Source organism: Leptolyngbya sp. FACHB-261 (assembly GCF_014696065.1).
GTDB lineage: Bacteria > Cyanobacteriota > Cyanobacteriia > FACHB-261 > FACHB-261 > FACHB-261.
The window spans coordinates 460,271-474,133 of the sequence record NZ_JACJPL010000015.1; the positions used below are offsets into that span (position 1 = coordinate 460,271).

Sequence of the window (13,863 nt, forward strand, 5' to 3'; positions counted from 1 at the left end):
GGCTTCCATTCTCTTGCCCGCGTATCAAAACACTAGAAATTACACTGCGGCTACCAGCATTTAATCCGACTGGAAAAACGCTAAATCCTGATGGAACCTGAGCTATCTGTGAGGAAGTTGTGTTTGATGAAGGTTCAGAGTGAGGGGAGGTTGAGGTGTCAGATGTAAGTATTGTTGGCGCAGTGATAGTTGAGGCACTATTCTCTTGAGAATTACCCTCTAACAACTGGGCCGAAGAGGATATGTTTGTTGTAGGAATAAATCTAGGATCAGCAACACCTCTAGGCGAGGCAAATTCAACGATGACTGGTTGAGGGGGAGGTGAGACTGGATAGGGCATATTCCAGCAGAAGAAGACCGACAAGCAAGTCAAATCCATCGCCTCGACGAGCATCTACACCGAGGCAATGTCAGCTTCTTTTGAGCCCTAACATCAATGTCTGGGCTACCTTATCTCATCGATTAGAACTTGCGCTAGAACGGGCAGGAATGGTCAAGGTCACATTAAATGGAACAGCCTTTTTACTATCACTCCCGCCCCAAGTTAAATTCCCAGCTAATTCATAGCTGCCTGGTTGCAATAATGCTTGCTCTGGGCTGGAATTGCTTAGCCCAAGATTACGTTCACTCTGGGCGACGAGTGATATTTGCTCCAAATTTCCAGTTCGAACTGTAGATCCTTCTTTTTTTAGGGTCCAAGAACCAGTTAATTGAACAGAGGCCTGACCTGCATTGCGAACTAGTAACTGCAGTTGATTTCGCTCAACATTGTAGCTAGCGCTCTCTGCAACTGGTTGAGGCGATAATTCCCCATTTCTTACATAAACGGTGGCACCAATCCGAGTAATGATACCGACGTTATTACCACTGCCATTGCTACCAGTGGTCTCAGTTAATGGCTCTGCAAACACCACAGCTCGATATTCACCATTGCCAAGGCTGGGAACAAACCGAGCAATGAAGCGGACTCGCCTTGTTACTCCCGGCGGAATAGTTAGCTCGCGGGGGGAGAACTGCAAGTAAGGGCTAAGATCGCTGGGATTGGACGGTATTACTTCAAAGCCACGGTCACGGCTGTAAGTGAAGGGCTCAACGTAGACTCGGGCACGCAGCTCTGCGTTGCTGGTATTGCTGATGTTGATGGTGCCTTGGGCCTGACCTCGGTTAGCCTGCACCTCAACAATCATTGGCGAGATGCCCAATTGCGCTTGGGCCGAACCAGCCCAAAGCAAGGCAGCAGATAACAAGCAACCGCTATAGCGAAAAGCTCTAGAGACAACTCTAGACGTTGCTAGAAACTTAGAAACTACACTCGGCACAGTCATTGAACCTCTACATCCAGTCTCGAAGGTTGTTAAGAAAAAGACCATCTGGAGCTTTGTCAGAACGTCTGTTCCGTCTGGAGCGAGGTATTAACCTATTGGAGATTTTTCAATGATTTGATTAAGCCATTTAAGCCAGTGGGAAAACCTACATTTCTTGCTCTAATGGTTAGAGGCAGAGCGTTTTCCCACAAAGATCATTAACATGAGAAGCAGGCACTGATAGCATTAGTAGCAGCTTGCTACTGAGGAGTAGCTGTCAATTTGACTTTGTATCCGTAGGCTCCTGCCTCAAGGAAATCATCTTTCACAACTCTCATGTTGACATTTAAGGTTGTGACGCCAATCGGTAGTGCGACCGGTGCAGCAGGACCTGTTAAATTGCTCAGTACATTGTTAACCAAGCCATTACCACTGACAGTTGCAGAGGCTGCGGTCGGCGTGAAGCTAGGACCCAGGGTCTGAATAGGAGCATCAACAGTTAGGTTAGTCCTTGTATTACAAGTCAGAACAGCAATTCCAGCGAGTCCTCCGGTTGCAGTACTATCTAAAGCCGTTGAGTTATCAGTAGTTCCTAGCAATCCGGCAGTGGGAACAAAGGCGCATACGCTTAGCACAGTTCCAGTGAAGGGAATATCGGTTGTCACCGCGCCAGCCGCAGGTGTAAAGGCAACAGCACTACTCAGAGTCAGGACAGAAGCTAGCAAGGTACGACGAATCATTGCAGTAATTCCTTAGGAAGAGTTTGAATCTAAGCAGTAGAACGCTTGAGCCAATTCATCAAGCTGAAATCACTCTACAAAATGCACTTGTCCCTGGTAATCCGGTTGAATACGGTTCTCTAAGCCAAGCGGCTTAGATCCCTAAGCAAAACTACAGAGCCACAGAGCCTTTCAGTGAAACTCAGGTTGCCTGAACGCAGAACGTCCCCAAACCGAGTCACTTTGGAGGGTCAGGCAGGCAAAATGGAGATTGGCTCCCCTTTGTCTGCTTCCAATGAGTATTTTTACCCTGCAATCGGTTCAGAAGCACTTTGGCATCAAAGAGATTCTCAAAAGCGCCAGCTTCAGTCTGGACAACTCCGATAAGGTGGGCCTGATCGGAACCAACGGTTCTGGTAAATCAACCTTGCTGAAAATGATTGCGGGACTGGAACCGGTTGATGAGGGCCAACTGCTAGTTAATTCAGGTGTTCGCGTTGTTTACCTACCGCAGCAGCCTGAACTAGATGAAAGCCGCACGGTGCTGGAGCAGGTCTTTGCTGACAGTGGCGAACAGATGACCGTGGTGCGCGAATACGAACAGCTCTCTGACCAGCTAGCCCACGGACAAGCAGATCCTTCGGGCCAGCTTATGACCCGTTTGGCGACGCTTAGCCAGCGAATGGAGGCGACCGGAGCTTGGGATTTAGAAACCAAGGCCAAAATCATTCTGTCTAAACTGGGCATTGAGGACTTTAACGCTCGTGTAGGTAACCTTTCTGGCGGCTACCGCAAGCGCATCGCCCTAGCTTCTGCACTGCTATCAGAGCCCGATGTGTTGCTGATGGATGAGCCTACCAACCATTTGGACGCATTGTCGGTGGAGTGGCTGCAAAGTTATCTGAACCGTTATCGAGGCGCAATTTTGCTGATTACCCACGATCGTTATTTTCTGGATCAGGTGACCAACCGCATCCTGGAAATTGACCGAGGTGATCTTTATAGCTACGCCGGTAACTATTCGTACTATCTGGAAAAGAAAGCGCTGGCTGAAGAGTCTGCAATCAGCACTCAGCGCAAGCATCAAGGCGTTCTACGTCGCGAGTTGGAATGGCTCAAGCGAGGACCCAAAGCTCGCAGCACCAAACAGAAAGCTCGAATTGAGCGTGTCCACGATATGCAGGCAACAGAATTTAAGCAGGTTCAGGGCAAGGTAGATATCGCCACTGCCGGTCGCCGGATTGGCAAAAAAGTAATCGAACTCGATAGGATTAGCAAAGCCTACGGCGACCGCACTTTAATCAAGAGTTTTTCCTACAATTTCAATCCTGAGGATCGCATTGGCATCATTGGTGGCAATGGTGCTGGCAAATCGACCTTGATGGATATTATTACCGGACGAGTCCAGCCTGACTCCGGCACGGTTGAAATTGGTTCTACTATTCACATTGGGTATTTTGACCAACACTCTGAGGCACTGCTTTCGGCTCTAAACGAGAACCAGCGGGTCATTGACTACATTAAAGAAGAAGGGGAATTCGTCAAACTAGCAGATGGCACTCAGATTAGTGCCTCGCAAATGCTGGAGCGTTTTCTATTCCCTGGTAGTCAGCAATATGCCCCTATTCATAAGCTTTCAGGCGGCGAAAAACGTCGTCTGTTTCTGCTTCGGGTGCTGATGGGTGCTCCCAACGTGTTAATTCTCGATGAGCCTACCAATGATCTGGATGTGCAAACGCTGGCAGTGCTCGAAGAATATCTGGAAGACTTCACAGGCTGTGTCATTGTTGTCTCCCACGATCGTTACTTTCTGGACCGAGTGGTTGACACTATTTTCGCGCTAGAACCAGGTGGTAATCTGCGCCAATATCCTGGCAATTATTCCATCTATCTTGACTTCAAGAAGAATGAAGAAGAGGTAGTCACTCCAGCAAATTCCCGTCCCAAAGAAACCCAGACTAAAGCTGAGAGCCAGCCAAGCGATAATGGCAAGCCGCGCAAATTGTCTTACAAAGAAAAGCGCGAATTTGACTCGCTGGAAGGCAAGATAGCAAAAATGGAAACCGAGAAAGCCGAGCTAGAGAAAGCTCTGCAAACTATGCCATCTACCGATTTCAGCAAAGTGCAGAAGCTCTATGAGCAAGTACAGGCACTGAGTCAAGCGTTAGATACCGCTACCGAACGCTGGTTAGAGCTAGCTGAGATTGAGCCCTAACTCAAGCCTTAGATCAACTCTAATCAGCTTCTCGTAGACAGGCTCTTAGCTGCTGCCAGATCTCTTCGGTGCCAGCAGCCAGTACAGCAAAAGAGCGGTTGGTGTAGTCTTGCCCTGGCTCCAGGGGAAAAGGATCTACACCTGATAATGTGCGCACTACGCCTCCAGCCTCTGGCACGATCACCCAGGCTGCTGCCAAGTCCCAGGCTTTTGGGGTAGCCTCGATCCCGCCCCGCACGCTGCTATTAGCCACTGCCATCAGGTTATGAGCAGCAGAACCGAGAATCCGAGGCTTACAGGGCAGAGCAACTTCATAGCGATTGAGGGTGCGGGAGCAGAGGTTAAAAAAATCGTTGGCACCAATGTCTTGGGTGCGGGTTCGCAAGCGGTTGCCATTCAAAAATGCACCTTCACCCACAGCTGCCCAGAACGTCTGCTGAACTGGGGGAAAGTGGCCCAAGCCAAACAGTGGTCTTCCCTGATGAAGTAGCGCAACTGAGATTCCCCAGATTGGCACACCTTGCGCAAAGTTAGTCGTGCCATCTAATGGATCGATCACCCAACACCATTCAGCACCATCGAACGTTTGGCACCCCTCCTCAGTCAGCAGGCTGTGGTGAGGGTAACGCTGGCGCAAGGCACTCACAAGGGCCGTATCAGCATCGCGATCGGCCTGAGTAACCAGACTGCCATCTGCCTTCTGCTGACTCAGCACCTGCCCAAACTGAGACAACAGCAACAGCCCCACCTGCTTAACCACTTGCTCGGTATCTTCGAGGAACTCAAGCAGGCTAGCGTGGGCGGTTGTTTCGAGCAGCAAATCGGTGCTGGAAGTCATAACGGGCCTGGAAACTTAGTGGCTGGGGGAGCAATCGGCAAGCGGGGACTGCTCAAGTCGGGCTCAGCTGCACGTCCGGCCTCAGCGGCCTCAGCTTGCAATTTAGGCTTGAGGTAAAGGTTCTCCAGCAGAACAGCAGCCCCAGCCACCCAGGGTGGCACGATCAGGGCACCAATAATCCCTAAGACCTGAGTTCCGCCTAGAACTGCCAGCAGTTGATAGAGGGGGTGCAGACCTACAGACGAGCCTACCAATAGAGGGTCCAGCACGTAAGTTTCTAGATTCTGGATCAGCACAAACAGCACCAGCACCCAGAGCACCAGCCAACCACCCTGTGGCAAGGCCACAATCAGGGCAGGCACAGCGCCCAGTACAGGTCCCAGAAAGGGGATGAGATTGGTGACGCCTGCAATGGCTCCCAGCCCAATTGCGAAGTCGCTCATGCCCAGAACACTTAAGCCCAGCGTTACCCCTACAGCCAGAACGGCTGAAACCAGAATGCGGCCTCGAATGTAGCTGCCCATACGCTCGCCAATTGGGCCAGCTTGATCCTGTAGCCGCTGATCCCAAGGCTCTGGAAAAAGCTGAGTAATGCCGTTTATTAAGGTTTTACTATCTGCGGCCATATAGCCTGAGATAAACAGGGACAGTACCAGACTGAAGAAGCCACCGACAATATTGGTAGTCACGCCCAGAGACTGGCGCAAAAGCTGATCGGCAGAACGAATCGACCAGCCAGCAATGTCCTGGGGATTGAAGAACTGCCGAACCAATTCGGGACGGGTTGAACTGATTCGCGAAATAGCCGCCTCTACCAAATCTCGCAGGGTGCTCACATAGATTGGAGACTGTCGAATGAGACGTTGCACCTGGTCAATCACGGTTGGGCCAATTAAGACACCCACACCGGTGAGGCCTAAGATCAGACCCAAGTACACCACTAATACCGTCAGCCAGCGGGGCAAGCGCAGACGCTCAGCCCGATCAACAACGGGCACAATTGAGGCGGCCAAAACTACGGCGATCATTAGCGTTACCAGCAGCCCCCGTAACTGCCAGAACACCGCCACTCCAGCTAACGCCGCTAAGACGCCAGCCAATGTGCCGAAAGAAAGGGTAATGCGCTGCTCCCGCATATCGGCAGCATAGCAGCCCTGGGCTAGCCTGGTCTTGTCCCGCGAGGGGTTAGCAGGGACGTCCAAAAGACCTTAAAGCAGGCTGTCTCCATTTCCTTATTCTCTGGCTAAGGTTGAGATGTAGCAGCTCGACGGCAGAGCCGTAGGATGGGGTAAGTCAACTGACAACGACTCGCTCAGTTCATTTGACTCCGTTAATCCGACATTGAGATAGGGGGATCTTGTGCGTCTGTTTACAACAGCAGCCGCGCTGCGCTGCTTTTTAGTGGCCATCGGCCAAGGTAAAGAGGTTGGACTAGTGCCCACGATGGGGGCACTCCACGAGGGGCACATCAGCTTGATCACCCGTGCTCGCCGCGAGTGCGATCTCGTCGTAGTCAGTATTTTTGTCAATCCCTTGCAGTTTGGTCCCAACGAAGATTATCAGCGCTATCCCAGGGCTCTGGAGCGGGATCGGGAGCTTTGTGAAGCGGCCGGTGTGGATGTAATCTTTACCCCCTCCCCCGAAGAATTATTTCCTGAGGGCTTCGGTACCCAAGTAGAGCCACCGCTAGCCATGCGCTCAGTGCTTTGTGGGCGCTCTCGACCTCAGCATTTTGAAGGAGTCGCTACTATTGTCACCAAGTTGTTGAATCTAGTGCAACCACAGCGAGCTTATTTTGGCCAAAAGGATGCCCAGCAGCTTGCGATCCTACAACGGCTGGTTGCTGACTTGAATATTCCGACTGAGATTGTGCCCTGTCCGATTGTGCGAGAACCTGGTGGTCTAGCGCTTAGCTCGCGCAATCAATACCTCACTGAGTCGGAACGCAACGCTGCCACTGTACTTTACCGGGCTCTACGCGAAGCAGAACAAACCTTCAAACAGGGAGAGCGAGACGCTGAGGTGCTCACGCAGACAATCAAAGATGTTCTGCTGACTGAACCGACAGTGCAGCCTGAGTATGTGGAGCTAGTCCATCCTCAGACATTGGCACCACTAACGGAAATACAGACGATGGGACTACTGGCTATCGCAGCTCGAGTGGGTCCGACTCGCCTGATCGATAACCTGATTCTGCGCTGGCGCAAGCCGATTATTGCGATTGATGGACCTGCAGGCGCGGGTAAATCAACAGTGGCACGGGCTGTGGCGAGACAACTAAACTTGCTCTACCTTGATACAGGCGCTATGTACCGAGCGGTGACCTGGCTCATGCTTGAAACCCATACAGATTCTCAAGATGAGCCTGCAGTCGCTGAGTTGCTGAGCCACTGCAACATCTTGCTCACCAGCAGTGATGACCCAGCCTACCCCTCTCGGGTCTGGGTCAACGACCATGAGGTCAGCCACGATATCCGCACCCAAGCGGTGACCGCTCAAGTTTCTGCAATAGCAGCTCTATCAGTTGTTCGTGCCCAACTTGTGCGTCAGCAGCAGCAGTTGGGGCTCCAAGGGGGGTTGGTCATGGAGGGCCGTGACATTGGTACACGAGTCTTCCCAGATGCTGAGCTCAAAGTCTTTTTGACAGCTTCTGTTCAGGAACGTGCTCGGCGGCGTCAGCAGGATTTGCGCCAGCTCGGTGAGGACAACGACTCTTTACTCGACATCGAACAGGCGATCTCCCATCGTGATGCTCTAGACAGCAATCGTGAGCTCTCCCCGTTACGCAAGGCTAATGATGCTATTGAGCTGTGCACGGATGGCTGCACGATTGATCAGGTTACCAACCAGATTGTCAACCTTTATCAGCAGTTTCTAGCTCACGCTTCGCAGCCAGAGTCTTAGATACACAACTTAGGGGCTCTGCTGAATCTAACGCCATCTAACGCCTCTGTATTTGCCGTGTCTTCACTTATACCTGGCTCATCTGCTTCCCGGATGATTTTTTTATGAAAGTTAGCCTAGAATGAAGAGAGAACTGAGGCGACAAAGGTGAGTAGGAGTCGGCACCTGTGCTAGCGATTTCACTGCGTCCGGTAGCGAGGCCTTGGTGTACGCTCAGCTTTGCATCAACGCTGTATCTTCGTCCTATCCTTGACCTACTTCTAGCCGAGGTGCCTCCTAACTGGCAAGCGGAGCTGCGATTAGGACTTCAGGAAGCATTAGTCAATGCAGCCAAGCACGGCAATCGGCTGGATCCGTCTAAGCGAGTAGTCATCCGTTTCTCAACCAGTGCTAGCCGATACTGGTGGATGATCTCCGACCAAGGCCCTGGTTGCCCATCTGCTCGTGAGCAAGGTAAGGACCCCAGTAGCGCTTCCGAGGTTTCTTTAGAGCTGAGCCAACATGGCCTGCCTTGCAATGAGCAGGAATGTGGCCGAGGGCTCTACATACTACATCAAGTCTTTGACCAAGTCCAGTGGAACTCTGAGGGGACTGAATTGCGGCTGTGTAAGCAAATTCACCGCAACAGCCGTCTACCTTTAGTTCTCTAGACCAATTCGAATTAATCCCACTAAGTTCTTCTGGCATTTCGGTTTATTAAGTTAAGAATTAAGTATTGTCTAGCGGGTTGAGCTCGGCTCGGGCAGTCTATATAACAGGGGGCAATTTTGTTCTCTGGGGTACTCCAGTGATTTCATTTAGGGGTGCTCCAGCTGTTGTAAAAGACAGGGAACGAGCTGTTCTGAAGGAACTTATTAGATGTAGGCGGTTACTCCAGTAACCATCCTCCTGAACTAGGTGAAGATTAGCAGCTGGGAGCAGCTACCTTCTATTATTCATGTAGAGGCCTTGATTAATGTTTACACTCAATCACAAGCTACGAGAAGTAATTGCCGATGCTGACGGGCGCTATTTAAGTACTGGTGAGTTACTACCACTAGAACAGTATGCCCAGACGTTTGAGCATCGGAGCCAAGCTTACGAGAGTTTGCGGGATCACGCTGAGCCATTGATCGCGGAAGCACTCGGTCGTTTGGGGCAAGCCTATCCTGAGCTGATCAAGCAACACGGCTCTCGCTGCCAATACGATATGGGAGAAGTCGTTCGCTATATTGCGCTGTCTATTCTGCGCGACGATGAAGTCTTCTTTAAAGAAGAAATGCTGGCTTGGCTAGACACAATTTTGGTGTCCATGAAGCGGAACGAGCATTGTGCTAAAGCCTATCGTTTTTTACAAGAAGCAATAGGTCAGCGTTTGCCCGAAAGAAGCACGGCGGTGATCCGCCCTTATTTAGATGTCTTGATTCAAACTTTAGAATCTCACATTTAAGTCTTAATCCCTGGATCACCTATTCATCAAACAGTCAGAGGATAACTACGTATCCCGTTCACCTCGAAACGCTCAGCGTTGAACAACTGACGATATGACTGTTCTACGTCTGCTAGAGCATGCCCCACAGTGTCAAGACCCGGCTCAGGCGAGCTAGTGCGCCTTGATTAAATCCTATTAGTTACACAGGCAGGGGTTGCCAATCCAGCACCCCCTATTTTGTATTTCAATTTTTGTATCTCAATTTTTCACTCTGATTGATTTGACCAACTGAGCTTAGGCAATAAATGGGTTCAGTACGTTTGACTTGAAATTCAACCTGTCAATTTGTGAGCGCCGGCCTTGATTTGTCCTGAACTCTGAGGGGATCCGGATATCTAGAAGCAGGGCGTGAAAAGTTGGCGGGCAGAAGTTTCTAGCATTACATCCAGAAAAAGCTTGGGAGGGCTGAGGATGACCGAGATTAGCAAGTTCATCCGTTCGGCTCCGGCGAAGTCGAGCCAAACCTATCCAACGCCGACTGATACATTAAGCTCTTCGTTGAACCAGTGCTTCAGCCAAGAGCCCTCTCAGGACACCCAACTAATTGTCGTGGGCGATGCTGGGGTGGGCAAATCGACACTGCTCAACGCTCTGCTAGGACAAGAGGCTGCTTGGGTTAGCTTTGGCAAGCAGACAACTCAAGTCATTCGCCCTTACCGCTTATCCTCGCCAGTGGGCGATCTCGTGCTCTACGATTCGCCTGGTTTGGGTTCTCATCATGATCGGGGTGAGGATAAAGCCACACTCGCCAACATTGAACGCCTGTTACCCCAGTGCGATGTCATTTTGATCGTGATCGATGCCGTTAGCCGACAGCATCAGAATGTTGCCCGTCTGTACCGCAATTATCTAGCTCGACGCAGCTGTCTAGACAAAGTCATTTTTGTACTCACTCGCTGTGATGCCATTCCAGTTGTGGCTGGACCAGATGCAGGCCGTTGGGACGAGCGCAATAACTGTCCTGATCATCATCTCAACCGAACGATTCACAATCTCATTCAGACTCTCAAGGGCGACAAAATTTTGGCAGTTGAGAGCCTACCAACTACTGCCAAAACACCAACCATGATTGCTGTTTCGGCAGCTCGACGCTGGAATTTGGTATCTCTGCTCAAGCGAATTCTCGATGTCTGCCAGACTCCCGAGGCCAAGCTCAACCTGCTACTGCAAGCGCGGGGAATTCGACAAGCCGATGTTCAGGTAGCGGCTCGCCCAACATCAGGCCCAGAGGATTACACGCTCGAAAATTTGATTACCGATATGAGCCAGTTGTTTGGCAGCGATATGAGCCAGCTGTTTGGCGAGCCGTAAACTCAGCAATGCTTGATTAAATCTACTTCTAGATTTCTTGAGTTTCGATGCATTGCAACCAACTAGTGCAAAATAATATTTGCCTTTGAAGTTCTACGCTCAAAATATATCGAGGGGCAACAACTTGACCACTGCTTGAGCACATTTAAGTTCAGCAGATTTAAGAGTCAATCCTCAGGTTCAGTCATCAACAGGTCTACCGACCTCTGTGCTCCTTCAGCCTCCAAGGTAAGCCTTCGAGTCTCTGCCTCCTGCCGTCGCACTCCCTATCCTCAAACCTTTACAGTCAGCAATAAATCGCGAATAGGCGCAGCATCCCTGGGTAAAATGGACGTTCGCCGTAAATGTGACCCGGACGACTGCCAGTGATTGAACGCTATACCCTGCCAGAGATGGGCAGCTTGTGGACTGAAGATTACAAGCTGAAAACCTGGTTACAGGTTGAGATTGCAGTTTGTGAGGCTCAAGCTGAATTGGGCTACATCCCAGCTGAAGCAGTCGAAGAGATTAAAGCCAAGGCTCAGTTTGACGTGAAGCGGGTGCTGGAGATCGAGGCTGAGGTCAAGCACGACATGATCGCCTTCCTGACCAATGTTAATGAGTATGTAGGGGAGCCAGGCCGTTACATTCACTTGGGCTTGACCAGCTCCGATGTGTTGGATACTGCGCTGGCTCTACAATTGGTCGCCAGCCTGGACGTGCTTTTGGGAACACTCGAAACCCTTATCCAGGCGATCCGCTACCAGGCGCAACAGCACCGTGACACGATTATGGTCGGTCGGACCCACGGCATTCATGCCGAGCCAATGACCTTCGGCTTCAAACTAGCTGGCTGGCTAGCTGAGGTTCTGCGTCACCAAGACCGGCTTGTCCGGCTCCGGGAGTCTGTGGCTGTGGGTAAAATTTCCGGTGCAGTGGGCACCTACGGCAATCTGGATCCTAGGATCGAAGAAATTGCCTGTGCCAACTTGGGCCTCAAACCCGATTGCGCTTCGACTCAGGTGATTTCTCGCGACCGACATGCCGATTATTTGCAGGGTCTGGCATTACTAGCAGCTTCGCTGGAACGCTTCGCGGTCGAGATTCGCAACCTACAGCGTACCGATGTCCTGGAAGTTGAGGAGTTTTTTGCCAAGGGTCAAAAAGGATCTTCAGCCATGCCTCACAAACGCAATCCCATCCGTTCAGAACGGATCACAGGCATGGCTCGGGTCATTCGTGGCAATGCGGTCGCAGCTTTAGAAAACATTGCCTTGTGGCATGAGCGAGATATTTCGCACAGCTCGGTTGAGCGTGTGATCCTGCCCGATTCTGCCATCCTCACTCACTTCATGCTGGTAGAAACAGCAGATCTGGTGCATACCTTACTGGTGCATCCGGCTAATATGAGCCGCAACCTCAATCGCTATGGCGGTGTGATCTTTAGCCAAAGAGTTTTGCTGGCGTTAGTGGGCAAAGGGCTCTCCCGTGAGGAAGCCTATACCATCGTGCAGAGCAACGCTCATCAGGCCTGGAATACTGAAGGCGGGGACTTCCGTGGTCTGATTGAGCGAGACGAGCGAGTCACTCAAAATCTCAACGCCGCGGAATTAGCCCAATGCTTTGACCCAACTCACCACTTGCGTCACCTAGACCGGGTTTACCAACGGTTGGGAATTTGAACCGCATGCAGCCTTATCAATTTATCAATGTCGGCAACACCCAACTGCACTACTTAGATTTGGGCGAGGGCAAGCCGGTCGTGCTCCTGCATGGCGACCCAGGCTCAGTGTGGGACTGGGAGGCGGTAACTCCTCACTTGGCTCAAGACTACCGAGTTCTGGCCTTCGACCGGCGCGGTCATGGGTTGAGCCCACGCCACGAGCCGCTTGATGCTCGTCCCCCAGCCCATGCCGAATTTTTGCGGCTGGCCTGCCGTTCGTTGCAGGTAGAACGGCCCGTCCTAGTGGCGCATTCCTATGGTTGCGCGGTGGCCTTGGCTTGGGCAGTCATGCATCCGGAGGATTTGGCGGGAGTGGTGCTGCTGTCTCCTGTGGGTGAAGCCTTCCAAATCTGGGCCAGTACCTGGATCGCGCAGGCAAGCGCCTGGGGGATGGTGCTATCTAAACCGCTCGCCCCCTGGCTGAGTACAACCGTCGCTGCACCTATCGCCTGGGCCGCTATTGAAGTCGCATTCTGGCCTGAATCAGTCAACCGAGGCTATCAAGACCGTGCCTTTAAGCTCTGGACACGCCCCACTAACTTGATGGCTATTGCTGAAGATTTAGCTGCCCTAACCCCTGGCTTGGATGACCTAGCCGATCTAGCTCCTGCCCGCAGCCTGCCGATCATTGTTGCGGAAGGAGCCCAAGATCTATTAGTCGGGTCAGGACCGGGGCACTGGCTGCGGCGCAACTTGCCTCAGGCTCAAAGCGTTTGCTTTGACCATTGCGGCCATATGCTTCAGTACACCAGAACCCAGGCAGTTTTAGATTTGATTCGAAGCCTACTCGACTAGGGGTTCAGGCCCAAGCTCAGCGGCTTGCTACTGCTCCCACCGGGTCTGGGTGACTGGGGAGATGGCGGCTCTGGCTTTGCTATTGAGGAACAGTTGCCCACTGGCACCCGCACTGAAATCCTTACCAGGGATAAGCCCTTTTTTGACTAAGCGACTGTAAGTTCTGGGAGCAGTAATCTTCCAGATTTCCTGCATAACATCAGCAGGGATTAGATTTTCCACAGACCAGACAAAGGACTCAGCATCGAGCCGGACCAGGCGCTCAAGGCTAATCAGCATCACTCCTGCCACCGCTTCGGGTGAGAGTTGAACTTTGAGGCTGGTGACCAGGTCTGCCCCGATGGTTCGGTTGCGGGTCATCATCGCCCTGGACATTCTGCTGACTTCCTGCTCCAACTCCAGATAGCTCATCTCTGACACTGGCGTTCTATCCCCGCAGCAATTGCAATTCCGCTAAGTATACCCCTAGAGGGATGCGTACTCTACAGGATGAAGGGCAGTTCTGCGCCTTTGGAGCAATTCTATATAGAAACTACCAGCGCAATGGAGAATTAGCTGGTTTTGGAGCACGAGCAGCTGAAAAATACCTAGATGAGAATCGAGG

General features: G+C 51.5%; 12 protein-coding genes. 7 read left to right on the plus strand and 5 right to left on the minus strand.

Features of this window, described 5'->3' with window-relative positions:
• Positions 1–455: 455 nt before the first annotated feature.
• Together H6F94_RS08290 and H6F94_RS08295 are read right to left on the minus strand one after the other, a co-directional pair.
• Positions 456–1,325 carry a fimbrial biogenesis chaperone gene (locus H6F94_RS08290; protein WP_199320269.1) on the minus strand — a complete coding sequence of 290 codons (870 nt, stop codon included), beginning with the start codon at positions 1,323–1,325 and terminating at the stop codon, positions 456–458.
• 239 nt (positions 1,326–1,564) lie between these two features.
• Complete coding sequence (locus H6F94_RS08295; RefSeq protein ID WP_190801733.1) at positions 1,565–2,044, minus strand: hypothetical protein; 480 nt, start codon at positions 2,042–2,044, stop codon at positions 1,565–1,567.
• Between the two features lie 274 nt (positions 2,045–2,318).
• Between H6F94_RS08295 and H6F94_RS08300 the strand changes: the two genes are divergently transcribed.
• The gene (locus H6F94_RS08300; RefSeq protein ID WP_190801734.1) at positions 2,319–4,238 is read left to right on the plus strand and encodes an ABC-F family ATP-binding cassette domain-containing protein; all 1,920 of its coding nucleotides are present in this window, start codon (positions 2,319–2,321) and stop codon (positions 4,236–4,238) included.
• A 19-nt stretch (positions 4,239–4,257) separates the two neighbouring features.
• On the opposite strand, the gene H6F94_RS08305 is transcribed toward H6F94_RS08300, so the two are convergent.
• Together H6F94_RS08305 and H6F94_RS08310 are read right to left on the minus strand one after the other, a co-directional pair.
• Positions 4,258–5,076 (minus strand): inositol monophosphatase family protein, encoded by an 819-nt coding sequence (locus H6F94_RS08305; RefSeq protein WP_190801735.1) that lies wholly within the window; start codon positions 5,074–5,076, stop codon positions 4,258–4,260.
• Complete coding sequence (locus H6F94_RS08310) at positions 5,073–6,278, minus strand: AI-2E family transporter (RefSeq protein ID WP_242041046.1); 1,206 nt, start codon at positions 6,276–6,278, stop codon at positions 5,073–5,075. The genes H6F94_RS08305 and H6F94_RS08310 overlap by 4 nt, the downstream gene beginning before the upstream one ends.
• A gap of 157 nt (positions 6,279–6,435) precedes the next feature.
• Between H6F94_RS08310 and H6F94_RS08315 the strand changes: the two genes are divergently transcribed.
• From H6F94_RS08315 to H6F94_RS08340, 6 genes are all read left to right on the plus strand, one after another.
• Positions 6,436–7,980 carry a bifunctional pantoate--beta-alanine ligase/(d)CMP kinase gene (locus tag H6F94_RS08315; RefSeq protein ID WP_190801736.1) on the plus strand — a complete coding sequence of 515 codons (1,545 nt, stop codon included), beginning with the start codon at positions 6,436–6,438 and terminating at the stop codon, positions 7,978–7,980.
• Positions 7,981–8,147: 167 nt separating this feature from the next.
• On the plus strand, positions 8,148–8,630 hold the full coding sequence (locus H6F94_RS08320) for an ATP-binding protein (RefSeq protein WP_190801737.1): 483 nt from the start codon (positions 8,148–8,150) through the stop codon (positions 8,628–8,630).
• 305 nt (positions 8,631–8,935) lie between these two features.
• The gene (locus H6F94_RS08325) at positions 8,936–9,409 is read left to right on the plus strand and encodes a bilin-binding protein (RefSeq protein ID WP_190801738.1); all 474 of its coding nucleotides are present in this window, start codon (positions 8,936–8,938) and stop codon (positions 9,407–9,409) included.
• A gap of 453 nt (positions 9,410–9,862) precedes the next feature.
• Positions 9,863–10,762 carry a GTPase family protein gene (locus tag H6F94_RS08330; RefSeq protein ID WP_190801739.1) on the plus strand — a complete coding sequence of 300 codons (900 nt, stop codon included), beginning with the start codon at positions 9,863–9,865 and terminating at the stop codon, positions 10,760–10,762.
• Between the two features lie 365 nt (positions 10,763–11,127).
• Complete coding sequence (purB, locus tag H6F94_RS08335; protein WP_190801740.1) at positions 11,128–12,423, plus strand: adenylosuccinate lyase; 1,296 nt, start codon at positions 11,128–11,130, stop codon at positions 12,421–12,423.
• 5 nt (positions 12,424–12,428) lie between these two features.
• Positions 12,429–13,259 carry an alpha/beta fold hydrolase gene (locus H6F94_RS08340; protein ID WP_190801741.1) on the plus strand — a complete coding sequence of 277 codons (831 nt, stop codon included), beginning with the start codon at positions 12,429–12,431 and terminating at the stop codon, positions 13,257–13,259.
• A 27-nt stretch (positions 13,260–13,286) separates the two neighbouring features.
• Here the strand turns inward: H6F94_RS08340 and H6F94_RS08345 are convergent, their stop codons facing one another.
• Positions 13,287–13,670, minus strand: a complete 384-nt coding sequence (locus H6F94_RS08345; protein ID WP_190801742.1) for a hypothetical protein — start codon at positions 13,668–13,670, stop codon at positions 13,287–13,289.
• Positions 13,671–13,863: the final 193 nt, after the last annotated feature.